Genomic DNA, 25,366 nt, shown 5'->3' with positions numbered 1-25,366 from the left:
ATAAAATTAACAATAATATCTTAAATTCCTGCTTTTTTCAGTTTAAATTTCCTGTGAATCGATTTCTTTCAGCTGAGTTAAATTCTTATCAAGCTTTTTGATGATAATCCCATAAACAACTCTGTAATACAGCCATACCATTATTACTGTAAAAGCAGTGCTTATAATGATACCTGCTATAAATCCTATAAGCGTAGAATTGGTAATTTCTACGTTCTGAGTATTTAGGATATAAAAAACAAAGATTGTAAAAATAGATGTAAAAGTAATCAGTAACGCAATATTAATTAAAATAAAAGCATTCACTGTCTTCTTAAATTTAATGATCTTAAGGATAAATCTTTTAAGATCTTCCTCAATTTTTATAACCTTATAATTTTGATAAAATTTAAATACAAAATAAGCAGTAATGGCTAAACTTAGAACTTTTAAGACCAGATAAATATTGTCGAATGTATTTTCTAATTCCGAAGTTCTCTGTACACCGAGTTTTGTAAGAATGTTAATGAAAGAGTTGGATTCCTTTCCCTGAATGATGTAGAATAATCCTATTAATGTAAAGAATAAAAATTCGATAACACTGATCCAGAAAATATACTTTACGTAATTGCGCGATTTTTTGTTGAGCATCTGAAGGATCTCATTGTAATCATATTTTTCCTGAACAGGCTGTTCCTGCCATGTTTTCTTAAAACTGTCCAAATCAAATTCAGGCATATTTTTCCATCTGTTCTTTAAGGGTTTTCTTTAATCTGTTCATTTTCACACGCGCATTTACTTCGGTGATTCCTAGGTTTTCTGCAATATCCTTATAAGGCAAATCATCCAGATACATCATCACGATTGCTCTTTCCACATTGGGAAGCGTCTTGATTACTGTATACAAAAGTGATACCTGTTGCTGTTTTTCATCATCATCTTCCACAAAATCTGCATGATTGATGTCTAATTCATTCGTCTGCAGGCTTTTGCTTTTTTTTCTGAAAAGAGTAATGGCTGTATTTAAGGCAACACGGTACATCCACGTAGAAATCTTGGAATTTCCTTTAAATGAGTCATAACTTCTCCACAATTGTAACACAATTTCCTGAAAAAGATCTTCCTCATCCTCCAAAGAATTGGTATAAAGACGCGAAACCTTGATAATCAATCCCTGATTATCCTTAATAAGCTGCGCAAATTCCTTTTCCTTTGAAGCCAATTGGGATGTTTAATTTTGTAGCACGAAGATATGATATAATTTGAGAATTTGAAAATTAAGTAATTTGAAAATGAATGGATAGGGCAAACCCAATATAATAATTCTGCTTTTAAATTGAAAATTTTCAAATTATCACATTGTCAAATTTTCAAATTATCTATCTTTGCAGCCACGAGAAAATCGGCTTGTTGATTTCCCGTTTCACGGGAGGTAGGAAAGTCCGGACACCGTAGAGCAGCAAAGCGGATAACATCCGTCACCCGAGAGGGTAGGACAAGTGCAACAGAAAGGATGTACAGTTCGGCTGTAGTGAAACCAGGTAAACTCTTTGTGGTGCAATGATAAGTATATCGGTTCTTTTCAGCAGTGAAAATAGGAGTTGCTCGCTCTGAAAGCCGAGGGGTAATCAGCTAAAGTTTTGCAGCAATGTAAGACGCAGATAAATAACAGGCACTTCTTCGGAAGAACAAAATCCGGCTTATAGATTTTCTCGTGGTTTTTTTATGCTGGAAGTTAGAGGCTGAAAGAAGGAAGTCTTCAACGCAATCATTTAAACCTCCCTCTTCAAGCTTCCTTCCCCATTTCAAATTATTCGCTTTCCAGTTGTTTTTTTGCTTTCGCTAAATCTTCGCGATCCTCTTCCGATAATTTAGGGTACTGCAGATTCATTTTTTCTAAAGCATCAATAATAATCTGTATCGCGGCAACTCTTGCAAACCATTTGTTATCAGCCGGAAGAACATACCAAGGCGCGTAATCTTTTGAAGTCTCATTGATTGCCGTTTCGTAGCATTCCATATATTTTTCGAATAAAGCTCTCTCCGGAAGATCGGCGGCGGAAAATTTCCAGTTTTTCTCCTGTTCGTTAATTCTGTCGAGAAGTCTTTTCTTTTGTTCGTCTTTAGAAACATTCAGGAATATTTTTACAACGGTCGTTCCGTTTTGGGCAAGATGCTTTTCAAAATTTCTGATGCTTTCATAGCGGTTTTCCCAGAATTTATCGTCAAAATCTTTAACGGATTTCCATGTTTTTTCGCTTAAATTATATTCAGGATGAACTTTGCAGACCAGTACACTTTCGTAATGAGATCGGTTAAAAATTCCGATCATTCCTTTTTGGGGTAGTGCCAAATAATGTCTCCATAAAAAATCATGGGTGTATTCTTTCGAAGTGGGAGTTTTGAAGCTCGTTACATTACAGCCTTGCGGATTTACTCCCCCGAAAACGTGCTCGATCATGCTGTCTTTTCCCGCGGCATCCATCGCCTGAAGTACCACCAAGAGAGACTGGCTTCCATCCGAATACAATTTCTCCTGAAGCTCACGAAGCTTTTCTTTTTCGTTTAATAATAATTGTTCCCCTTCTTCTTTAGTAAGTTTTCCTTTGTATTCTGTTGAAGCTTTTTTAATGGAAAATTTACCTTTTACCAAAAAATCGTCTGAAAAGTTAGTGTCCATGTTTATTTTAAATTATTAAAAAGATTAAAGATTAATTTTGGTCACAATCTATCAGCTAAAAACCGTTAACCATCAACTAACCTAATATAAATGTAATAAAAAAACCGCCTCCATGAGACGGTTTCGTTTATTTTAGTAGAGATTTTACCATTATGCAGCAGTTTTAGCAGCCGCTTTAGCCGCTTTTTTTGCTTCCTTTTTCGCAGCTTTCGCAGCCGCTTTCTCTTCTTTAGCTTTAGCCTTCAATTCCTCTGGAGTCAATGGCTTTGGATCCGGAGCATTAGGATCTACGTTTCCTTTGATGTAGATTACGCTTCTGCTGTTTACAGGGTCGTTAGAAAATACTTCGATCATTTTGTTAAAACCACCGTTGATTGCAGTATTGTATCCTACCTTGATTTTAGCTGATTTTCCGGGTAGAATAGGATCCTGGCTGAATTCCGGAGTTGTACATCCGCAAGATGCTTTTACATTCGATAAAATAAGAGGCTTATCTCCTGTATTGGTTACCGTAAAGAATCTGATACCGTCTGAACTTGGCTTTACATTTCCGTAATCGAAAGTAGTTTTGTCAAACGTAATCGTTTGTGCAGATGCAAGAGCGAAGGTTCCGAATAATGCAATTCCTGCGATTAATTTTTTCATATTCTTGAATATTAAATATGTTGTTAGATAAATTTTGAAAAACAAAGTTAAAAATTATTTTAATTCATACTTAAAATATTTTTCTTTAGACTATTTTTGCAAATTGTAAATTAAAGTAAAAGAATTTATGCAGATTTCAGAAAAGTACAATCCACAGGAAACAGAACAAAAGTGGTACAATTACTGGTTGGAAAATAAATACTTCCATTCAGAACCCAATGACAAGCCGCCTTACACTGTTGTAATTCCTCCGCCAAACGTTACGGGGATTTTGCATATGGGGCATATGCTTAACAATACCATTCAGGATGTGCTGGTCCGTCGTGCAAGAATGCAGGGCTTTAATGCTTGCTGGGTTCCGGGAACAGATCACGCTTCCATTGCTACAGAAGCGAAAGTGGTTGCTAAACTGAAGTCTGAAGGAGTCAATAAATCTGATATTACAAGAGAAGAGTTTTTAAAGCACGCGTGGGAATGGACTGATAAATACGGAGGAACAATTCTTGAGCAGCTTAAAAAATTAGGATGTTCATGCGATTGGGACAGAACCCGTTTCACCATGGAGCCAAAACTTTCTCAGCAGGTGATTAAATCTTTTGTTGATCTTTACAACAAAGGACTCATTTACCGTGGGTACAGAATGGTAAACTGGGATCCCGAAGCAAAAACCAATATTTCCGATGAAGAAGTAATCTTTAAGGAACAGAATGGGAAATTATATTTCCTGAAATATGCTATTGAATCTTCGACAGGCTCAGATACCGATGAATATTTGTCAGTGGCGACAACGCGTCCGGAAACTATTTTCGGGGATACTGCAGTGTGTATCAATCCTAATGATGAGAGATACGCACATTTAAAAGGTAAAAAAGTAATCGTACCAATCGTTAATAGGGTAATTCCTATTATCGAGGACGAATATGTGGATATCGAATTCGGAACAGGGGCTTTGAAAATTACGCCTGCTCACGACATCAATGATTACGAAATCGGACAAAAACACAATCTTCAGATGATTGATGCTTTGGATGATGACGGAAATCTGAACGATCAAGGGTTGCATTACGCCGGAAAAAATAGATTCGAGGTAAGAAAGCAGATTGCGAAAGAACTGGAAGAAAAAGATCTTTTGCTGAAAGCAGAAGATTACGTAAATAAAGTAGGAACTTCAGAAAGAACAGGCGCAGTTATTGAACCTAAAGTTTCTGTACAGTGGTTCCTGAAAATGTCTGAAATTGCAAAACCAGCTTTGGATGTTGTAATGGATGATGAGGTTAAATTTTATCCTGAAAAGTTTAAAAATACCTACAAGCACTGGATGGAAAACATCCGCGACTGGAATATTTCCCGACAGCTTTGGTGGGGACAGCAAATTCCTGCCTTCTATTATGGTGACGGAGAAAATGATTTCGTTGTAGCCGAAAATATCGAAGAAGCATTAGAACTTGCAAAGCAAAAAACCAACAACGATCAACTGACAACTGACAACTTAAAACAGGACGAAGATGCTTTAGATACATGGTTCTCTTCATGGTTGTGGCCAATGTCGGTTTTCGATGGGTTGCTTGATCCTGAAAATAAAGACATCAATTATTATTACCCGACTTCAGATTTGGTTACAGGTCCGGATATTATTTTCTTCTGGGTAGCAAGAATGATTATGGCAGGACTGGAATACAGAAAAGAAGTTCCGTTTAAAAATGTTTATTTCACAGGAATTGTAAGAGATAAGCAGAGAAGAAAGATGTCAAAATCTTTAGGAAATTCACCGGATCCATTGGAATTAATGGATAAGTATGGAGCAGATGGAGTTCGTGTAGGAATTTTATTAAGTTCTGCAGCCGGAAACGATCTTCTTTTTGATGAAGATTTGATGCTTCAGGGAAGAAACTTCATGTCAAAGATCTGGAGTGCTTTCCGATTGATCAATTTGTGGAATCATGAAGATAAGCCTGCCAATTCAACAGAACTTCAGGCAATTGAATGGTTTGAAAATAAATTAAATAAAACAATTGCTGAGATCAACAATCAGTTTGAGAAATTCAGAATTTCTGATGCTTTGCATTTGATTTATAAATTGATTTGGGATGATTTCTGTGGTTATTATCTTGAATCAATCAAACCAAATTACGGTGAAGGTATTTCAAAAGAAGTTTATAACAAGACTGTTGAACTTTTTGAAGAACTAATGAAGCAGGTACATCCGTTTTTACCTTTCCAGTCAGAAGAAATCTGGCAATTAATTTCTGTAAGAACAGCAGAGGAAGCGTTGGTTATCGCGCAGCAGAAAAAAGCAGGTGAATTTGATGAAGAAATAATTCGAAATTTTGAATTTGCTGCAGAAATTATTTCCGGCGTTAGAAATTACCGTCAGACAAAAGGAATTTCTCCAAGAGAAGGTGCTGAAATTTATACCAATGCCTCAGAATTTCCTAACGAATCCGTGATTAAGAAATTAGGCAATGTTTCAGAAATTCATTTCGGAACAAAAACAGATAAGCCGAGCTTTACATTTTTGGTAGGCGCAACAGAAATTTCAATTCCTCTAAGTGAAAATTTGGATTTGGGAGAAGAGAAAACGAAAACAGAAGAAGAATTAAAATACCTGAAAGGATTTTTGATCTCTGTAGATAAAAAGCTTTCCAACGAAAAATTTGTTGCCAACGCAAAACCGGAAATTGTTGAGGTTGAAAGGAAAAAACAAAAAGATGCGCTAGATAAAATAGCCATTCTTGAAGAGAAATTAAAAAGTTTATAATAAAAGGTTTAGGTTAAGGTTGAGCCTGGAGCTTAGCCTGAACCTTCATCTTAGTCTAAATATAACATGACACACATAGAAAACATCAAAAAACTGTTCTCCAAAAACTTCGTAGAAAGTCCTTTACTGGAAAGCTTTGAAGTTGGGAAAATTTATCTTTCCAGCGGAAAACTTGTTGCCTGTGATCCTCTGATTACAAATGATATGAAGCCTTTCTCAATACCATTTCCGAAAGGAGATTTTGCAGTTCTTCTGCACAAGGAAAGAGAAAGCAATTGTGTGGCGTATGCTGAAATTATTTTCAGCCAGTCTGAAATTACAGACTGGAAACTGGCGACAACAGAAGGGCAGAACATAAAAGATCTTGCAGAAGGAGAAGTTTTCGGATATCCTGTGGAAAGCGGGATGGGCTGCTTTATGGATGTGGATACGCAGAATAGTCTTAACGATTTGGAACAGAGATTGTATCGTAATAAAGGTGTTGATTTTATGGGGATCTATGAAGAATTTTTTCATGAATATTTCTTTGATGAAAAAGGAGCAATCGATCAGTTTGCATTCCTAAAACCTTCAGAAAATCATCCGGGAACTATTTTTGCATTTGAAACAGGATATGGTGAAGGTTTTTATGCAAGCTATATTGGATTTGATAAAAATAATAATCCTGTAAAAATCGTAACAGAATTTATTGAAATTAGTTGATTTTTCGTTAATTATTTTTGAAATTCAAATTTCAAGTCATAAATTTGTTAGAATCACGAAATATTAATTCTATAAGAAACACTAATGAATTTTTCCTCAGAACAGCCAAGAATTATCGTTGTAGGAAGCTCTTCGATAGATCTTGTTTTAGAAACCGAAAAAGTTCCCTGTGAGAACGAGACGGTTATTGCCCGAAAATCCGAAAGTTACTTTGGTGGAAAAGGAGCCAATCAGGCAGTTGGTGCAGCACGTTTGGGAGCCAGTGTCTACTTTGTAGGCTGTGTTGGAATGGATCCGCTTGGTCAGCAGATTATGAGGAACATGGTGAATGAGAACGTGAACGTAGGCTTCGTTTTTGAGACGGATCGTGAAGCCACCGGAACAGCTTATGTAACCACTTCAGGCGGAAATACCGCAATTGTGGTAGTTCCTGCAGCCAATAATTATCTTAGGGTAGAACACGTTGAGGCGGCAGATAAATACTTTCATACAGCAGATCTCGTACTTCTTCAGCTTGAAGTCTCCATGAAGGTAATTGAGTATACCATAAAAAAAGCCAAGAAATATGGTAAAAAAGTAGGATTGTATGCTTCACCTGCACAGCGTCTGAGCGATGAAATTTTAAATCATGTAGATTTCATTGTGGTAAAAAGCAATGAACTTCATATTGTTTTCGGAGAAGATCAGAGAGAAGACATTCTTAAAAAATACTTTAACAAAGTTTTTGTAAGAGATGACATTAATTCTACCATCTATTTTGATGGTACAGAAATGAAATACTGCAGGAACGATAAGGATAAAACTGCGTATAAAATGGGAATGGGCGATGCTTTTACGGTAGGATTTTCTATTGCTCTTTGTCACAGAAATTCTATAGAAGAGTGTGTGAAATTCGGGAATGAAGTTTCGGCAAGAGTTTCTGAATCAAAAGGTTCCCAATGTTGCCTTCCCAGACTTTCAGATTTTATTTCATAAGCTATTTGTTACATATCGAAAGTTTTAAACTTAACATAAAATATAAAGTAAAATTTCCACTTTTATAGTGGATTTTTTCTTTTTTACCCATGAAAGAGCTAAAGCTTACAGCATCTGATGACGTTTCAATAGTTGCCCATTTATTTTCTCCTGAAAAAAGCAATCATAAACTATTGCTTATCAATTCTGCAACCGGAGTAAAACAGCAGATTTACTTTTCATTTGCAAAGTTTTTTTCCGAAAAAGGATTTACCGTCATTACCTACGATTATCGGGGAATCGGGCTTTCGAAACCTGAAAATATGAGAGGATTTTATGCTTCGATGAGAATCTGGGGTTCCGAAGATTTTAAAGCTGTTACAGATTACATTCAGAAAAATTTTACAGATTATCGAAAGTACTGTTTAGGACATTCCGTGGGAGCTTTAATTTTAGGAATGAATAAAGATGCTGAAATGTTTGAAGAATTTTTCTTTGTAGGAACGCAGAATGCTTTTGTAGGACATTTGAAATTCAAAACAAAAATAGAAGCGTATTTAGGTTTTGGAATTGCCCAGCCTTTAACCACCGCATTACTGGGCTATTTTCCGGGAAATTGGTTCGGACTCGGAGAAAGTCTTCCGAAAAATTGCGCATATGACTGGAGAACCTTAATTTTAAACAGAAAATCGACCAACAGATTGCTGGAGAAAATTGAGGATTATTCTAAAAATTTAGCACAGAAAGTATTTGTAATATATGCTGAAGATGATGCATGGCTCACTGAAAAAGGGGTAAAAAGTCTGATGAACGATACCTATCCGAATCTTAAGCCAACTTACAGAGTGGTGAAAATTTCAGAATCGGAAAAAGGAAAGATCGGACACATTAATTTTTTCAGAAGTTACAATAAGAAACTGTGGAATATTATTTTAAACGAAATTCCCTGATAAATCATTTTTTCTTTTTGACAAGTTGGTCGCCAAACATTTAAATGAATTGATAGTAATGAAGAATCTGATCCAAAACACGGTAGAATTTGTAAAAGAAAAACTGGAAGGTGCAGAAGCGGGACACGACTGGTTTCACATCGAAAGAGTATGGAAATTATCCAAAAAAATAGCAGAAACAGAAAATTGTAATCAGGAAGTTGTAGAACTGGCGGCTTTGCTTCACGATATTGCCGATCCCAAATTTCATAACGGAGATGAAACTCTTGCTTTGAAAGTTTCCCGTGAGTTTCTCGAAAGCCAGAATGCCGCGGAAGAATTAATTGAGCAGGTTTTGTTCATTATTAAAAATATTTCCTTTAAAAACAGGGGAGAAGTTCCTCAAAATCTTCCTGTTGAACTGAAAATTGTTCAGGATGCAGACCGGATTGATGCCATCGGAGCCATCGGAATCGGAAGAACGTTCAACTTCGGAGGCTTTAAAAATAATCCGATGTATGATCCCAATGTAGAGCCTAAACTCAATATGTCTAAGGAAGAATATAAAAAATCCAACGGAACCACCATCAACCATTTCTACGAAAAACTTTTGCTGCTGAAAGATCTGATGAATACGGAAAAAGGAAAGGAAATTGCTGGGGAAAGACACGATTTTATGCTGAAATTCCTCGATGAGTTCTACAAAGAATGGAATGTTGAATAGTACTCTTTTGAAACCCTTTAAATAAGTATCTTTGCAGTATGGTATTTATTGTTCTGGTCATCTTCTGGGCTTCTGTTTTTTCTCTCCTGCTTTCCAAGCTGAAGAAAGGAAAGGGCGCAGAATGGGCAAAATTATTCCGCATTGTTACGATTATTTTTTCATTTTCTATCTTCACGTATTGGTTTATCAAGAAAAGTACGATAGGCATTGTAGAAAATTCGGTTGCGCTTCAGGTTATCAATAAACTTCCGCAGCCTCTGGATTTTTATGTACTTACGCTGAATGATGCTGAAACTGGTAAAGTAGTGGATACGAAACATCTTGGAACCATCCGTCCGGAATATTACAGAATAGAATATCTGAAAATGGATAAGTCTGATGAATATTGGGTGGTAGGATATTTAGGCAAAAAAAATCTTGTATACTTCTCTCAGAATTCGGTCCCGAATAAAAATATAGATCAGATTATTGAAGTTCAGAATTATATTATTCAGAGTTCAAAACTCTCGGATCTGGCGAAAAAACAGATTGATGCTTATAATCATGAGAACGTAAAACTGGGAATCTGGATTACTTTAGATTTTCTGCTTCTGTTTCTCAACATTATGTTGCTTCTGAGAAAAAGAAAATAAAGAAATCCCAATCTTTGCTGAAGGTTGGGATTTTTTATTGGGGTAAAAGATTAAGGATAATCAAGAATAATCATGATTCGTTCTTTATGCTCTTCCGGACAGTTCTTAATCAGCTTATCTTTATTGTGTTTACTGATTTGTTTCGGTTCCAGCCATTCCGTAACATCAGAACTTAAGCTGTTGTTGTCGTATGTTCTTTTTATTTTTTCGTTCTCATAAAAAGTATACTCGTCACCGAGCCAGTTGCTGGTAATACTTATTGTACAAATTTCCTTTTCCATACTGTTATTGGTTTTTATTGTGCTTTGATTAATATAAAATCTCTTCTTTCTAATTTACTAATTATAACAATATGAATAAAGGTTTTACAGTAATTTTTTTTACAGACAAAAAAGTGAATTATTTATATTAAAAATGCACTTTTTGTTATTAATTATCCCACTTATTGGTGAATAAAATTAAAATCTGTTAAATCTTAAAATAAACTTCCTGTACTTTCTTTTGCCATTTCGGGGATGTGAATGTCTTTTTTCCACTCTTCATTCACTTTTTTGATGAAATAAGAGGAAAGCAGGGGAGAAGCCTTTTCAATATTCTGATGCACAAAAAAATACAGATTCTGCAATCCTTCGTTTTTCCATTGGGTAAGATGTTTCATCCAGTCATCCAGTCTGTCATAATCACTTTCTGCGTTGGCTCCAACATAGCGGATAAATGCATTCGGTGTGGTAAGACGCATATGAAGCATATCTCTTCTTCCTGCAGTATCTACAATAATGTTGGTGATGTTGTTTTCTTCAAACAGATCGCAGGTCTTATTAAGAATCTCTTCATCGGTAAACCAGTCTGTATTTCTCAGCTCTATCGCAAGAGGAACTTCTTTTGGCCAGTTTTTTACGAATTTTTCCAGTCTTTCATAATCTTTCGGCTTGAAATTATCATGAAGCTGAAGGAACACCATTCCCAGTTTTTCATCAAAATTTAAAACCGCAGTTGCGAACTGGGTTACCACATCGTCTATATTTAGCAGTCTTCTGAAATGGGAAACTGTATTTGTTATTTTTGGGAAAAATTTAAAATCAGCGGGAGTTTTTTCTTTCCACGTCTGTACCTGTTCCGGAGTCGGCATACCGTAAAAGGTTGCATTCAGCTCAATAGAATTAAACTGCGTTGCATAATACGTGAGCTCATCTTTTGTACCTTTTGGATAAAAGCCTTTCAGGTCTGTCTTGTTCCATTTTGCGCATCCGATGGAGATATTTTCCAGTCCTTTTTTATTCTGGTTTAATATTTCCTTGGTTCTGGGATGATCTTTGGGTAATGTAAAATCTATCTTTGAAGGATCTTCAACTTGTCCGAATTTCATATCTGAATATTTTTAGAATTAAAATGTATAACAAATATAAAACAAAACCACAGAAATTTTCTGTGGTTTGTCCGGTTATATAATTTAGTTAAGGTTTACTTTATGCCCTGTGTTACCATTTTATTAGAAACTACCGAATAAACACAGCCGGTTGACTTTAATGTAACCGTAATGGTTGCAGGAACCGATCTATATGCCGTGTCACCATACGGCTCAACAATATTACCGTTAGAATCTTTTAAAGTTCTGCCTTTTACGGTATACGTCATTGTTGCCGTTCCGGTAAATCCGCTTGAAGGATAGAATGTTACAATTCCTGTATTCTTATTATAGCTCCATGTTCCCTGTGGGGTTACTTTTCTGCGGTATAAAGTAAGATCGGTATCTCCCGTTTTCGTAAAACTGAATGTAGTTTTATCGATATTGTTTTTATTCCCTGTAGGCGGAGTTATAATACTGATGGGACCTTTGTAGGCAATATCGTTATCTAAAACCGGGATCGAAACCGGCTGAAGCTTACAGGTTGTTGCCACATCATCATTCGTAACAGCAGAATAAGGCAATGTTAACTTCACATTTCGGATAATATGCTGTTGATACGCTGCTCCGGTGGATGCCGCAAAGCCAAGTTTTAAAACCGCAGGTACTGCAGCATTTAAAGTCTGGTTTGTAGCCGCGCCTTCAGCATCCGAGCTGTTAAAATCTGTTACGGAAGGATTTGCATTTTCGCTGTACGGAACAGAGGTTTTGTAATGATAATAATCAATAATATTAATCGGGGTTCCGTTTTGTATGGTCTGAATATCCACTTTTATATCAAATCCGTCTGTGGTAGTTGCCGTTACAAAGTGAGGAATCAGATCCAGGTACACTTTTCTGAATTCTCCGCTTCCGTTTCTCAGATCAAAAGTAGAAGCCAATGTATTGGTAGTGGAAGCATACGATCTGTCCGCCTGTAATATTCTTCCTACGGTTCCTGTATTGCTTAATGTAGATCGGCTTACCAGAACCGGATATCCTGTGTAGCCATCTCCTAAGCCATTGGTATTGATGGCGGCTCCTTTGGCTCCTCTCAATGTTACGTGGCTTGATCCCTGGCTCCATGTTACTCCTGTAATACCGTTAACTCTGGATTCGCCCTGAAAACGTTTTGATTTAAAATTTCCGAACTCATCCAGCGCAATCCCAAGATACGCTCCTGATAAACCTGGTTTTCTGAATGATGCAAAATCATTTTTTGCTCTGTTATAAGCATATCCCAAACCTGCACCGGAAGATCCGATTGTAGGATTGGTTACAGAACCGTCGTACAGGAAAAAAGATAAACCGTCACCATACGAACCACTGAATGGGGCGCCGGATTTCATATCGTATTCAAATTCGACGTGTAAACCGTTTACCGAAGTAAAAGTTCTGCCGTTGATAAATAATCCTCCGAACTGACCTGAGCTTGCAGGGGTAAGCTGTACTCCTGTTGCAGTATGGGAAGCATTTCCCTGTATGGTAAGCTCGGATGCCGAAGAAGCATTCATTAAAGAGCTTGAATAGGAATAAAATCCGTAAATACTGGCAACTTCAGTACTGTCTGTCTGTGCGTACAGGAAAGTTGTAAGCAAAGTAAATATAAGGCTCATCACCGATAGCCCTCTGAAATTCTTTTTCATGATGTTTACTTATTTTACGACAAAAACAATGTTAATAAAAGAAGCAGGTGTGGCGTTTGCCAGTACATCATAGTTTAAAACCCCTGTATTGCTGATGCTGTTAATCCTGAACACAGTAGAATCGTATCCTGTTACATAATAGTGAAGATCTGTTGCGTTAGGAAAGAAAGGAATCGTTGCCGGAGCGGAAGCACTTCTCGCATTGGAAGGAATATTCGAAAACTGATTTTTATACAATGTGTATAAATCTTTCGTTTGTCCTGCTGCAATGGTAGTCGTATCAAAAACAACACTTGGCATGTAGAAAAATCTTGCCGAATACGGAGAAAGGCACACCCAGTCGGGAGCTGCCGGAGTTCCGACATTCTGGCTGATACATTTTTTATTGGTATCAAAAATAACCAATCCTGTTGCAGGATTAGTAACCAATGAAAGATTACTGATTCTCGGAAGTAAAAGTCCTTTTGAATTACTCGAAATGTCTAAAGAAGAACTTGGATCCGGTAAAGATGTATTGATGCCAACTTGTGCGGTAATACTGTAAGAAAGAATTACCAAAATTAGAGTGATAATTTTGTGCATTTTAGAAATAATTTTTTTGTGTTCATACCATTGATAAGCTTTTTACCAATAGCTATTATTTGATTAAGGTTTCTGTGTGTTTTTTTATTTTGTAAACAAATTCATTTGTACTTATTTACAGTTATAATTTTTCATTTTGGTGTTAAAATTATGAATAGAGTGTTGTGTTTTTTATTTATAAAATAATATTTATCTTATGATTTAAAATAGAAGTTTACTCTCCCATATTATATTTTTTAATGATAGAAACTTTATGACGGATCATTAAAAATATTCGCAAAGATACTAAAATTTTATTTTAAAAAATAATCAAAGTATAGAGATACAGTAATTTGATTCACTAATCGGGGATTGAAAGTGAATGATTTTCAATATTTACAGATGATTACGATGGGATACATATTTTTACACTCGAATGTTAAAATTATATTAAAATTTTTACAGGTTTAAAAAGTTCATTTTACAGCTTATGCAAAAATGGATTTATTTCTTCTTTAGCCTTATTATTTTCTAAGCTAAAATGTTGCGTAATCTACTGTCCTAAATAAACAAAAATATAGGCAGATAAATATTTTGGCTGAAGATTAAGCGGTGTGCCGGATCCTCCTGTAAAAACCGAGAATGTATGGGTATGTGCTCCTGCCGATGAGGTGGTAGAAGTAGTAGAATCATTATCCACAACCGTTTTGGTACTTCCTGCCTCAACACTGTTTACCGTTCCGCTGGCTCTGTCGTTATAAGTGTGGTTATGAGCTCCGGTGCTTGAAGTTGTTGCATTATAAGTAACATTCGGAAGGTTTGCCTGTGTAAGTACAACTGAAGTGTTTCCACCCGCGGCTCCTAAGGTCTCAGAAGCTGATTTTGCTTTCAGATATCTGTCTGCACTGTTGGGAAGTGATGATGAAAAACCTAATGAGGATGCAGCAGATTGCGCAGAAACAGATAAAGTAGAAATTGCTCTTCCGTCCAGAAGATACCATCCGTCATGATCGGTTGCCACACTGCTGTATTTTATATCTCCTACAGTAGGAGTCTGTACTTCCATTTTATTCCATGACGTTCCGTCATTGTAATAAATTCCCGGGGTTACACTTGTAAGAGTGGTTGCTGTGGAAGTATTGGTGTTATAAATAGTCATTCCTGCAATATGACCCGGTAACGGACTCGGATTGTCTGTTGTTACCAGTGAGACTTTCGGCATCAAAAGACCTTTATTGTTATTTTGAGAATAAAGTTCAAGCTGTGCATTGGGATTCGGGATTGGATTGCTGGAGGTTCCGTTGGTGATTAAAACCTGGGCATCAGAAGAAGAAGCGACAGAAGTCAGTATGACAGCGAAAATTAATTTTTTCATTATTTAAAATTATTTGTGTTATTTTCCGAGATAAATAAAATACTGTACAACCAAATGTTTTGGATATTGCGTGATCGCCGTATTCGTTCCACCACTCGCAACAGAAATAGTATGACTGTGATCTCCTGCGGCTGCGGTAGTCCTTGTTTCCGTATCAATTGTTCTTGTAGTATTGATGCTTCCCGCATTGTAATTCCAGTAGTTGACTCCTCGATTGGTATAGCTGTGAGTATGTGCTCCTGAAGATGCCGTAGTTCCTGTAATATTTACATTGGGAAGATTAGCCTGTGCAATGGAATAAGAATTGCTTCCTCCCGTTGCAGCGATGGCTTCGGATGCATTTTTGCCCTTTAAAATTCGGTCATTTGAACTCGGAAGGGTAGTGCTGAAGCCTAAAGCGACCGCATTGGTCTGGCTTACTGCCGGTAAAGTAGAAACAGTACGTCCGTTCAGCAGATACCATCCGTCATGATCTGCAGTTGCCATGCTGGATTTTATATCTCCTACTTTAGGAAGATCATTGTTGATAGACATCAGTACCCACTTTGTTCCGTCGTTGTAATATAATCCGGGAATTACATTATTGGGAGCTGTTCCGGCAGTTGCTGTATTGTAAACCCACATTCCTTCTACATTGCTTCCAAAAGGAGTAGCAGAGGTTGTTGATGTTAAGGCTACGCTATTCATAAGAAGACCTTTATTGGTACTGCTCAGCTCTAAAACAGCAGAGCTGGAAGGATTATTTATTCCTATTCCAACTTGTGCTTTATGAGCGGTGAAAAAAAATAATGCGATATAAGGGGATAAAAATTTAGCTTTCATATTAACTTCCTAGATAAATAAATACATTAGTAACGATGTTGTTTGGCTGTAAAGCTACAGGCTGGCTGCTTCCCAGTGTAAAACTTAATGTGTGGGTATGATTGCCATCTGTGGTCGTGGTATCATTTACACTGGAATTATCAGAAATCGGATTGTTGGTTCCTGATACGACACCGTTTGTTGTAGAATTTAAAGGATTGTCTGTATACGTATGCGTATGATTTCCTGTAGTATTGGTTACTCCTGTGAAATTCACATTGGGTAAATTAGCCTGCGTTAAAGTAAAAGTATCGCTTCCCGATGCCGCTGCAAGATTGTCTGTTCCGCTTGTGTTTTTAAGAAAACGGTCCGTAGCATCAGGCAGATTGACAGTAAAGCCTAAAGCAGTTGCTCTTGCTCTGGGATTGGCAGATAAAGTACTTATCGCTCTGCCGTTAAGAAGATACCATCCCTTATGATCAGCGGTTTGAAATCCGTTTTTAATGTCTCCTACTTTGGGTGTTTTTGTGGATAATTTTACCCAGCCTGTTCCTGTATTGTAATATAATCCGGGAGTAACGTTGTTAGGAGAAGTTCCTGCCGTCGCGGTGTTGTACACAATCATTCCCGAAACATGAGCACTCATCGGAGCCGCTAATGTGGTGGACTGAAGAGCAATTCTGGTAAGCAGGAAACCTTTGTTGTTGGATGAATTTTCAAGTTGTAAAATACTTTCAGAATTAACTGTTCCGGAGGAATTTGAAATTTTTACCTGAGCATTAGACTGAAAAGAAGTGAATAGAATTAATGCAATAATCCCATTCGCTTTAAAATATTTCCTCATAGCATTCGTTTGAAATAATTTTTGTGTTATTTTTTTGCAAATGTATGAAAAAAATATATTTTACTGTCAATTGAAAATCAACGCTGTAATCAGGAATATTTATCTAATAAAGAATAGTCTTTACATATTTCCTTTATTCATGGCAGATTATACAGCATATTTTATAACAGATTATGAAATTAATACAATATTAATTTTTTCTTAACATAAAAAAGCACGCTTAAAAAAGCGTGCGGGTGAATATGTAATGTTTATTATTTGAGAATCTTATGCTTCACAAGCCGTGCAGGTAACAAAGTTTACCATCATTTCTTTAGAAACAGAAGAACTTCTTTGATAATAAAGGGTTTTTACGCCTTTTTTCCATGCTTCGATATAAAGATAGTTCACATCTTTTACCGGCATTGTAGAAGGGATCTGCAGATTCAGAGACTGCGCCTGATCAATGTATTGTTGTCTTTGGGCTGCCTGAGAAATAATCTCCATCGGAGAGATTTCCTTGAATGTTTTAAACACTGCTTTCTCTTCATCCGTTAACTCCTTCAAATGTTGTACCGAACCGTGATTCAACATGATCGTTCTCCACGTTTCTTCGTTATCAAGCCCTTTTTCCTCCAGTAATTTTGCAAGATATTTATTCTTACGCATGAAGTTTCCTTTCGCAAGACCTGCTTTATAATAATTCGAAGCAAACGGTTCGATTCCCGGAGAAGTCTGTCCTAAAATCGCTGAACTTGACGTTGTAGGAGCAATAGCCATGGTTGTCGTATTTCTCAATCCGTAACCTTTCAGCAATTCCGGTTCTCCATAGATATTGGCAAGCTCTCTTGAAGCCTGTTCCGCCTGTTCTTTGATTCTTCTGAACGCTCTTGCATTGAATTGTGTAGCCTCAAAACTTTCAAAAGGAATCATGTTTTTCTGAAGGTAAGAATGATATCCTAAAACTCCTAAACCAAGCGCTCTGTGACGCATTGCGAAGTTTCTTGCTCCCTGAAGATAATAGTTTCCTTCCGTTTTGTCGATAAATTCAGATAAAACAGCATCCAGGAAGTAGATTGCTAATTTCACAGCATCTGTATCTTTCCATTCATCATACAATTCTAAGTTCATGGAAGATAAACAGCAGATGAAAGACTCTTCTCTTGTTGAAGGAAGCATGATTTCAGAACAAAGGTTACTTGCATTTACAGTAAGTCCTAAGTCTTTGTAAACCTGTGGTTTATTTCTGTTAACGTTATCCGTAAAGAAAATGTAAGGAAGCCCTTTTTGTTGGCGGCTTTCCAATACTCTTGCCCAGACTTTACGCTTTTCCATATCGCCATCGATCATATCCTGCATCCAGTAATCCGGAACACAAACTCCCGTGAATAAATTCTGGATCGGACTTCCGATGTCTTTGATGGATAAAAATTCTTCAATATCTCCGTGGTCGATGTCTAAGTAAGCTGCAAAAGCCCCTCTTCTTACGCCACCCTGAGAAACAACGTCCATTGCCGTATCAAACAGTTTCATGAAAGAAACCGCTCCCGAAGATTTTCCGTTGTCGGTAACCGCAGTTCCTCTGTTACGAAGTTCACCAAAGTATCCCGAAGTTCCGCCTCCGATTTTGGTCTGCATGATGACTTCGCCCATTTTATGGGTAATTCCTTCAATGCTGTCCGGAATGTGAACATTGAAACACGAAATAGGAAGACCTCTCTGTGTTCCCATGTTTGCCCAAACCGGCGATGAGAAACTGATCCATCCTTTCGTGATCATTTCCTTGAAAGCAGGCTGAAGTTCCGGCTTATATAATCTTTTGGCAGCAGCAGTGGTGATCCTGTCGATGGCTCCGTCTACAGTTTCACCCTTCAGCAAATAGCCTCTGTTCAGCATTTGCTCAGACTCTTCATTGAGCCACCATATGTTGTTGTTTTGTTCTTCCATTGTTGTTGTATATTTTCGAATTCCCGAGCGGTTTGAAGGCTCAGGAATTTTGTTTTATTTAATTATTTGTCATTGCGAGGAACGAAGCAATCTCTTCATGAATTTTCGTCTTCTATTCTTAATTATTTTAAATTTTAACCATTAAGATTTTGGTTTAGAATTTAAGACTATTAAGTGAATCATTATTTTTAGATGCTTCGACAGGCTCAGCATGACACCGCTAATACTATCTGTTTCGACGCTCGCTTCGCTCGCGCTTTTAATCAACTTAAAATTTAAAACAAATCGTTCGCAGTAATACTCTTATCATGCTTTGTATAATCTACCGGTCTTTTCGCAAAGAAATCATCCATAGAATTGGCGAAAACTTCCTCTTCGAACCAAACCATCGGTCTGTACTGTTCCGGAGTTACGTTGTATCTTGTTTTCATGTTGATCTTCTTTAAACTGTCGTCTACGCGGTATTTCATGAAGTTTAAAAGATCTTCTTTAGAAACGTTGTCGATTTCACCCAGTTCAAAGATCCAGCTTAAAATATCTCCTTCTCTTTCGATAGATTCATCAACCAAAGTATAAATATCTTCGATATCGCTGTCTGTTAAAAGATCTGGCTGTTCTTCTCTGATTTTGTTGATTAGGAAAATTCCTGCGTTGGCGTGAATCTGCTCATCTACGGAAGTCCATGCGATGATGTTGGAAACATTTTTCATAAACCCTTTAAATCTTGTGAAAGAAAGAATAATGGCAAATTGTGAGAAAAGAGAAACGTTTTCTACCAGAATACTGAAAAGTAATAATGCAGAAACATATTCTTTCGGTGTTGCAGAATTCGCGTGTCTTAAGGCATTTCCTAAAAATTCAATTCTGCTCTTTACGGCAGGAATTTCAACTACGTTAAGGAACTCATCGTTATATCCCAAAACTTCCAATAATCGGGAATATGCTTCCGAGTGACGGAATTCGCATTCTGCAAAAGTCGCTCCCAAACCATTCAGCTCAGGCTTTGGAAGATGAGTGTACAGATTTCCCCAGAATGTCTTTACAGACACCTCAATCTGTGCAATGGCTAAAAGTGCATTTTTTACAGCGTGTTTTTCGTGCGGCTCCAACTGCGAATGAAAATCCTGAACATCTGCAGTAAAGTCCACTTCGGAATGTACCCAGAACGATTTGTTGATTGCCTCTACAAATTGAAGAACCTCAGGGTATTCAAATGGCTTGTAACTTACTCTTTTATCAAAAATTCCCATATTAAAAATGTCTTAAAAAATTAAAATAAATAGATCAATGTGGATAACGTTCAAAAAATAATCAATATTCTGATTTGGTGTAACTTATGTGTGAAAGTTATTAACCATGGAAGCGATTTATTTTTTGATCTGTGCAAGTACAAAGTTCGAAAAAAAGAACTGTAATAAAAAGGGCGAAACACTAATTCGTTGAGTTTTAGCCTTAAAAGTTTTCCACATTTACATGAAAGCCCCTTAAATATTGACTTACAAAGTATTATGTTAACAAAAACGTGATTATAGGCAGAATTTAATTAAACAAAAAAATAAAAAGTGCTTTGAATAAAGAGTTTATCTGTTAAACAATTAATTAAATAAAGATTTTTTCAATATTCGTAACAAATTAAAAATTCTGTCTACTTATTGGGTATAAAAAACATACACCGCTTAATGTTAGTAATTCAGGATTTACATAAATCATACGATACCGGAAAAAGTAAGCTGCACGTTCTCAAGGGAATTAATCTTACGATTTCCGAAGGCGAATTTGTATCCATCATGGGAAGTTCGGGTTCAGGGAAATCCACACTTCTTAATATTATTGGTATTCTCGATGAAAAAGATTCCGGAACGTATGAGCTGGACGGAGTTCCTATTGAACATCTGTCTGAAGTAAAAGCTGCCGAGTACAGAAGTAAGTTTCTGGGATTTATTTTTCAGTCTTTCAATCTTATCGGCTACAAAACCGCTTTGGATAATGTCGCGCTTCCGTTGTATTATCAGAATGTTCCGCGAAAAGAGCGAAATCAGAAAGCCATGGAATATCTGGAAAAAGTAGGACTTGCTCAGTGGGCAAATCATTTACCGAACGAGCTTTCCGGAGGACAGAAACAGAGAGTTGCCATCGCAAGAGCTTTAATTACCGATCCGAAAGTGGTTCTTGCCGATGAACCGACCGGAGCACTGGATTCCAAAACTACGCATGACATCATGAAGCTGCTTCAGGATATCAACAGCGAAGGAAAAACCATCATTGTTGTTACCCACGAACCCGATGTAGCGGCACAGACAAAAAGAAATGTTGTTCTCCGGGACGGAATTATTGAAAGTGATGAGTTTATTAAACAGTTGGTGCTGTGAGGCAGGAGGCTGGAAGAAAGAAGTTTAATTAATAGAATAAATCAGCGGAAAAGCAGGAGAATCTCAATCATCCCGCTTCCCGCTTCAAACCTAAGAATATGTTCGATCTAGATCGTTGGCAGGAAATATTCAGTTCTATTCGCAGTAATGTATTGCGAACGGTACTTTCCGGTTTTACTGTGGCTTTGGGATTATTTATTTTCATTGTCCTTTTCGGAATCGGAACAGGGCTTCAAAATGCTTTTACGCAGGGTTTTGCAAGAGACGCCCAAAACCTTATTTCTATTGTAACAGGAAAAACGACGATTGCTTACAACGGTCTGCAATCCGACCGTACCGTTACGATGAATAATGATGATTATGATTTTCTGGTGAATATTGATAAAGAAAAGGTAGGAAGCTCTACGCCGAGATACACCTCAAATTTACTGGTGAAATATGGCAAGGAAAGCGGAAATTATCAGATTAACGGGGCAAAACCCGAAGAGCAGATCATCGAGAACAGAAAAATGCTGGAAGGTCGCTATCTCACTCCGACAGATCTCGAAAGAAAACAGAATGTTGCCGTAATCGGAAGAATGGTTCAGCGCGACCTTATAAAAAACGGAAATCCGGTAGGAAAAGAATTGGACATCAACGGAACCATATTTAAAGTAGTCGGAGTATTCTCGGACGACGGCGGAGACTGGGACGAAAGACATATTACCGTACCGATCACCACTTTGCAGCAAATGAAGAAAGGTTCGGATACTGTAAGCATCAATTATATTGCATATAACGACAAATTAACACCGGAACAGGCAATTAAATATGGTGATGAATTAAAATCACGATTAAAAGCTCGAAAAAATGTAGCTCCCGATGACGAAAACGGAATCAGAGTCTGGAACAACGCTCAGAATATGAACGACACTTTCGCTTTCATGGCTGTACTTACAGGAATTGTCGGTTTCATCGGATTGGGAACTTTGGCGGCAGGAATTATCGGGATTAGTAACATCATGGTGTACATCGTAAAAGAAAGAACCAAAGAGATCGGAGTCCGTAAAGCAATTGGTGCGAAACCAAAAAGTATTGTTGCGCTTATCGTTCAGGAAAGTGTGGTGATTACCGTAATTTCAGGATTGATAGGAGTGGGACTCGGCGTTCTGGCTTTATATTTAATAGGAGATAATCTGGAAGCGTACTTCATCAAAAATCCAAGTGTAGGGTGGGGACACATCATAGCCGCATTCATTGCACTGGTGTTTTCAGGACTGATTGCAGGATTTGTTCCCGCGTACAGAGCCTCAAAAATTAAGCCTATTGAAGCATTGAGAACGGAATGATGAAAAAAAGTGAATGGTGAATGGTGAATTTTGTTTAGCAAGTGAATTTAGCTATTGACATTATTAAAAGAAATTGACATTAAGAAATGAACATTATATTTAAAAAAGATACTTGGCAGGAAATTTATTATTCCTTGAGAAATAATAAGCTTCGTACCTTCCTTACCATGATTGGAGTAGGTTGGGGTATGTTTTTGTATGTAAGTTTGCTGGGTGCTGCAAAAGGGATGGAAAATGGTTTCGATAAGCTGTTTTCAGGTTTTGCCACCAATTCTATTTTCCTTTGGGCGCAGAATACCTCCATTCCTTATGACGGTTTCCCGAAAGGAAGACAGATGCATCTTAAACTTTCGGATATCGATATTTTAAAAAGAAAAATCACTGATATTGATTATATATCGCCCCAGAACTCAAGAGGAAGCTTTACCGGAACACCCGGAGAATTAATGTCCAGAAACGGAAAAAGCGGAACCTATTCTTTAACGGGAGATTATCCGGTAGGAAATAAAATTTCAGAAAAGAAACTGATTTTCGGAAGGTATCTCAACGACGCCGATGTTTCCGGAAATAAAAATGTGGCCGTTATCGGAGAAGAAATTTACAAGAACTTTTTCGATTCCAAAAAGAACGAAAATCCTTTAGGAAAATCCATTAATATAAAAGGTATTTTCTTCAATGTGATCGGAGTATTCAGAATCAAGAAAAACGGAGGTTTTGAAAATGACCGTTCGGTTTTCATACCGTTATCCACCTACACAAAAATGTACAATGCAGCAGATAACATCGATATGTTCGCGATTGTAAGCAAACCGAATGTAGATGTAAACTCTGTAGAAGAAAAAGTAAAATTAGAGCTGAAAGCCAAAAATAAAGTTTCGCCGGACGACACCAATGCCTTCGGAAGTTTTAATTTAGGCAAAGAATTTAAAAAACTGACAGGTTTCTTATCCGGAATGCAGTTGTTAACCATTATTGTGGGAACTTTAACCATTCTTGCCGGAGTTATTGCAATTTCCAACATTCTTTTAATTACGGTAAAAGAAAGAACCAAAGAAATCGGGATCCGAAGAGCTTTAGGAGCAAAACCTTCAGAAGTAAGAAACCAGATTCTTCTGGAAAGCGTGGTCATTACACTCTCTTCCGGATTGCTCGGCTTTATTTTCGGGATTTTTGTTCTGATGATTCTCGATATTGCCACAAAAGGACAGGATTCCTTCCCGTTCTACAATCCTACAGTTAACTACGGAAACGTATTTGCTGCGATGGCAGTGATGGTGGTTTTAGGATTAATTATCGGAATGATTCCCGCGCAGAGAGCCGTTAAAATCAGACCAATTGAAGCTTTAAGAACTGAATAAAATAATTTAAATAAAAAATAAACTATATATGAAAAAGAAATTCACTTGGAAAAAAGCCATTTATATCATTTTGGGGCTTTTGTTTGCAGTGGCGCTGTTCTCGGGGATCGGGTATCTTGTAAAGTCCAATTCTAAAGAGAGTGAGGCTTTCCTTACCAGAAAACCGTCTGTTCAGAATATGGAGGATAAAGTGATGGCAACAGGAAAAATCGTTCCCAAAGAAGAAATCGAAATCAAGCCGAATATTGCCGGAATTATAGATAAAATTTTGGTAGACGAAGGAGATAAAGTGGAAGTGGGGCAGTTAATTGCAACCGTAAGAATCGTTCCGAATCTTTCTGAGGTAAATAATGCGCAGCAAAATGTTAATAATCAGCAGCTTCAGATCAGCAATGCAAAACTGAATGTAGATAATATGCGCAAACAGTTCGAAATGCAGGAAAGACTTTACAAGCAGGGAGTTGCTTCCAAACAGGAATTTCTGAATGCACAGCAGCAGTTGTATTCTACACAACAGGCTTTGAGAAACGCACAACAGCAATTAGTGACCGCTCAGAAAGCTTTGCAGATCGCAAAAACAGGATCTACCCCAGAATTACAAGGTTTGGCAACAACCCAGATCCGTTCAAAAGCTTCAGGAACCGTTCTTGAAGTACCCGTGAAAATGGGAAGCCAGGTTATCGAAGCCAACTCATTCAACGCCGGAACAACCATCTGTTCCATTGCAGATCTGAACTCTTTGATCTTTCAGGGAGAAATCGATGAAGCTCAGGCTGGAAAATTAAAGCAGGGGATGGATATGAATATCGTGATCGGTGCACTTCAGAACAAAACATTTCCGGGAAGATTAACCATGATTGCACCTAAAGGAAAAGATAACAGTGGTACAATTAAATTTCCTGTTGAAGGAGATGTTTTTAATCCCAATAACGAATACATCCGAGCTGGGTTTTCTGCCAACGGAGAAATTGTTCTGAACTCTCAGAAAAACGCTTTGCTTTTGGATGAATCTTTAGTACAGTACGAAAAGAAAAATGGAAAAGATCTTCCTTTCGTGGAAGTGAAGCAGAAAGACGGTAAATTCAAGAAAGCGTATGTGAAGTTGGGAGCAAGTGATGGAATCAATGTTCAGATATTATCCGGAATTGATAAAAATGCAGACGTAAAAGTTTGGAATCCTTCCGATAAAGACAAAGAAGAACTAAAAGAAAAAGCAAAAAAATAGTAAACTGACACTATAAATTTTTTAAACTGTACATCCCGGGAAACTTTCTCGGGATTTTTTATTATTACTATTATATATAAAAGGATCGAGTCACTATCATCTATAAATTTTAAGCATAGCTAAACGCAGTCTGATGTAAGATGTATCTATATAATACGTATTTTTCTCTATTTTACACTTTATGAGAATGCCTTAGGTTAAAATTTTAAACATTAGTTTAAAAAGTATAAAATTATTCTCTCATCAGCTCAGCGTTTTATGTCCAAATATGAATGCAAGATGAAATTAAAGTTAACAAAACTTGTTTTGTAATGTTTAAAGTTTCTATCTTTGCGGCACTGAAAAACGAAAGAGACTCAGTAAGCGGAGACGAGCTTTTAGATAAGCGATATACTTTAATAAAACGCCTGGATAATACTTTTTAGGAGGTATTAAAAGGATACGGATCGGGGATATTTTATTTTAAATTAATTTAGAAAAAACTTAAAATAAAACTTGCTCAGAATAAAAAGATTTGTATCTTTGCAGTCCCTAAACGGGGAAGCG

The 25,366-nt window shown here is 37.0% G+C and carries 23 protein-coding genes and 1 other RNA gene; 11 read left to right on the top strand and 13 right to left on the bottom strand.

What is annotated here, in order from left to right:
* Nucleotides 1-42: 42 nt before the first annotated feature.
* Both BW951_RS19855 and BW951_RS19850 read right to left on the bottom strand, forming a co-directional pair.
* Nucleotides 43-717, bottom strand: a complete 675-nt coding sequence (locus BW951_RS19855; RefSeq protein WP_076396003.1) for a beta-carotene 15,15'-monooxygenase — start codon at nucleotides 715-717, stop codon at nucleotides 43-45.
* A complete protein-coding gene (locus tag BW951_RS19850; RefSeq protein WP_076396001.1) occupies nucleotides 710-1,201 on the bottom strand; it encodes an RNA polymerase sigma factor in 492 nt (163 codons plus the stop codon). The genes BW951_RS19855 and BW951_RS19850 overlap by 8 nt, the downstream gene beginning before the upstream one ends.
* 172 nt (nucleotides 1,202-1,373) lie before the next feature.
* On the opposite strand from BW951_RS19850, the gene rnpB reads away from it, so the two are divergent.
* Nucleotides 1,374-1,698: RNase P RNA component class A (gene rnpB / locus BW951_RS19845), an RNA gene on the top strand.
* A gap of 91 nt (nucleotides 1,699-1,789) precedes the next feature.
* On the opposite strand, the gene BW951_RS19840 is transcribed toward rnpB, so the two are convergent.
* Together BW951_RS19840 and BW951_RS19835 are read right to left on the bottom strand one after the other, a co-directional pair.
* Entirely contained in the window at nucleotides 1,790-2,659 is an 870-nt protein-coding gene (locus BW951_RS19840) for a polyphosphate kinase 2 family protein (RefSeq protein WP_076395999.1), read from the bottom strand.
* Nucleotides 2,660-2,809: 150 nt separating this feature from the next.
* Nucleotides 2,810-3,304, bottom strand: a complete 495-nt coding sequence (locus BW951_RS19835; RefSeq protein WP_076395997.1) for a DUF1573 domain-containing protein — start codon at nucleotides 3,302-3,304, stop codon at nucleotides 2,810-2,812.
* Nucleotides 3,305-3,431: 127 nt separating this feature from the next.
* On the opposite strand from BW951_RS19835, the gene BW951_RS19830 reads away from it, so the two are divergent.
* The 6 genes from BW951_RS19830 (at nucleotide 3,432) to BW951_RS19805 (ending at nucleotide 10,003) form a co-directional block, all read left to right on the top strand.
* Complete coding sequence (locus BW951_RS19830; RefSeq protein WP_076395996.1) at nucleotides 3,432-6,062, top strand: valine--tRNA ligase; 2,631 nt, start codon at nucleotides 3,432-3,434, stop codon at nucleotides 6,060-6,062.
* 66 nt (nucleotides 6,063-6,128) lie between these two features.
* Nucleotides 6,129-6,764, top strand: a complete 636-nt coding sequence (locus BW951_RS19825) for a DUF4241 domain-containing protein (protein ID WP_076395994.1) — start codon at nucleotides 6,129-6,131, stop codon at nucleotides 6,762-6,764.
* 84 nt (nucleotides 6,765-6,848) lie between these two features.
* Nucleotides 6,849-7,739, top strand: coding sequence for a PfkB family carbohydrate kinase (locus BW951_RS19820; RefSeq protein ID WP_076395992.1), 891 nt, complete (start codon nucleotides 6,849-6,851; stop codon nucleotides 7,737-7,739).
* 89 nt (nucleotides 7,740-7,828) lie between these two features.
* Entirely contained in the window at nucleotides 7,829-8,668 is an 840-nt protein-coding gene (locus BW951_RS19815; protein WP_076395990.1) for an alpha/beta hydrolase family protein, read from the top strand.
* Nucleotides 8,669-8,726: 58 nt separating this feature from the next.
* Nucleotides 8,727-9,371, top strand: coding sequence for an HD domain-containing protein (locus tag BW951_RS19810; RefSeq protein ID WP_076395988.1), 645 nt, complete (start codon nucleotides 8,727-8,729; stop codon nucleotides 9,369-9,371).
* A gap of 38 nt (nucleotides 9,372-9,409) precedes the next feature.
* Nucleotides 9,410-10,003 (top strand): hypothetical protein, encoded by a 594-nt coding sequence (locus tag BW951_RS19805; RefSeq protein WP_084196497.1) that lies wholly within the window; start codon nucleotides 9,410-9,412, stop codon nucleotides 10,001-10,003.
* 50 nt (nucleotides 10,004-10,053) lie between these two features.
* On the opposite strand, the gene BW951_RS19800 is transcribed toward BW951_RS19805, so the two are convergent.
* The 9 genes from BW951_RS19800 to BW951_RS19760 form a co-directional block, all read right to left on the bottom strand.
* A complete protein-coding gene (locus BW951_RS19800) occupies nucleotides 10,054-10,284 on the bottom strand; it encodes a hypothetical protein (protein ID WP_076395986.1) in 231 nt (76 codons plus the stop codon).
* A 194-nt stretch (nucleotides 10,285-10,478) separates the two neighbouring features.
* On the bottom strand, nucleotides 10,479-11,369 hold the full coding sequence (locus BW951_RS19795; RefSeq protein WP_076395984.1) for a DUF72 domain-containing protein: 891 nt from the start codon (nucleotides 11,367-11,369) through the stop codon (nucleotides 10,479-10,481).
* A 95-nt stretch (nucleotides 11,370-11,464) separates the two neighbouring features.
* On the bottom strand, nucleotides 11,465-13,033 hold the full coding sequence (locus BW951_RS19790) for a hypothetical protein (RefSeq protein ID WP_076395982.1): 1,569 nt from the start codon (nucleotides 13,031-13,033) through the stop codon (nucleotides 11,465-11,467).
* A 9-nt stretch (nucleotides 13,034-13,042) separates the two neighbouring features.
* On the bottom strand, nucleotides 13,043-13,615 hold the full coding sequence (locus BW951_RS19785) for a hypothetical protein (protein ID WP_076395980.1): 573 nt from the start codon (nucleotides 13,613-13,615) through the stop codon (nucleotides 13,043-13,045).
* 532 nt (nucleotides 13,616-14,147) lie between these two features.
* The gene (locus BW951_RS19780) at nucleotides 14,148-14,969 is read right to left on the bottom strand and encodes a hypothetical protein (RefSeq protein WP_076395978.1); all 822 of its coding nucleotides are present in this window, start codon (nucleotides 14,967-14,969) and stop codon (nucleotides 14,148-14,150) included.
* An 18-nt stretch (nucleotides 14,970-14,987) separates the two neighbouring features.
* Nucleotides 14,988-15,791 carry a hypothetical protein gene (locus tag BW951_RS19775; protein WP_076395976.1) on the bottom strand — a complete coding sequence of 268 codons (804 nt, stop codon included), beginning with the start codon at nucleotides 15,789-15,791 and terminating at the stop codon, nucleotides 14,988-14,990.
* A 1-nt stretch (nucleotide 15,792) separates the two neighbouring features.
* Nucleotides 15,793-16,614: an OmpH/Skp family outer membrane protein gene (locus BW951_RS19770; protein WP_076395974.1), complete on the bottom strand. Its 822-nt coding sequence runs from the start codon at nucleotides 16,612-16,614 to the stop codon at nucleotides 15,793-15,795.
* Between the two features lie 267 nt (nucleotides 16,615-16,881).
* Entirely contained in the window at nucleotides 16,882-18,561 is a 1,680-nt protein-coding gene (locus BW951_RS19765; RefSeq protein ID WP_256038072.1) for a ribonucleoside-diphosphate reductase subunit alpha, read from the bottom strand.
* A gap of 254 nt (nucleotides 18,562-18,815) precedes the next feature.
* On the bottom strand, nucleotides 18,816-19,790 hold the full coding sequence (locus tag BW951_RS19760) for a ribonucleotide-diphosphate reductase subunit beta (RefSeq protein ID WP_076395970.1): 975 nt from the start codon (nucleotides 19,788-19,790) through the stop codon (nucleotides 18,816-18,818).
* A 429-nt stretch (nucleotides 19,791-20,219) separates the two neighbouring features.
* On the opposite strand from BW951_RS19760, the gene BW951_RS19755 reads away from it, so the two are divergent.
* The 4 genes from BW951_RS19755 to BW951_RS19740 all read left to right on the top strand — a co-directional run bounded on the left by BW951_RS19755 (nucleotide 20,220) and on the right by BW951_RS19740 (nucleotide 24,820).
* On the top strand, nucleotides 20,220-20,909 hold the full coding sequence (locus tag BW951_RS19755) for an ABC transporter ATP-binding protein (protein ID WP_076395968.1): 690 nt from the start codon (nucleotides 20,220-20,222) through the stop codon (nucleotides 20,907-20,909).
* A gap of 98 nt (nucleotides 20,910-21,007) precedes the next feature.
* Nucleotides 21,008-22,237: an ABC transporter permease gene (locus BW951_RS19750; protein WP_076395966.1), complete on the top strand. Its 1,230-nt coding sequence runs from the start codon at nucleotides 21,008-21,010 to the stop codon at nucleotides 22,235-22,237.
* An 86-nt stretch (nucleotides 22,238-22,323) separates the two neighbouring features.
* Nucleotides 22,324-23,595: an ABC transporter permease gene (locus BW951_RS19745; RefSeq protein WP_076395964.1), complete on the top strand. Its 1,272-nt coding sequence runs from the start codon at nucleotides 22,324-22,326 to the stop codon at nucleotides 23,593-23,595.
* Nucleotides 23,596-23,623: 28 nt separating this feature from the next.
* Complete coding sequence (locus tag BW951_RS19740) at nucleotides 23,624-24,820, top strand: efflux RND transporter periplasmic adaptor subunit (protein WP_076395962.1); 1,197 nt, start codon at nucleotides 23,624-23,626, stop codon at nucleotides 24,818-24,820.
* Nucleotides 24,821-25,366 lie beyond the last annotated feature (546 nt).

This window comes from Chryseobacterium gambrini, assembly GCF_900156825.1.
GTDB lineage: Bacteria > Bacteroidota > Bacteroidia > Flavobacteriales > Weeksellaceae > Chryseobacterium > Chryseobacterium gambrini.
Note: the sequence above shows the minus strand (reverse complement) of the source record. Positions and strands in the feature narration are given on the sequence as shown.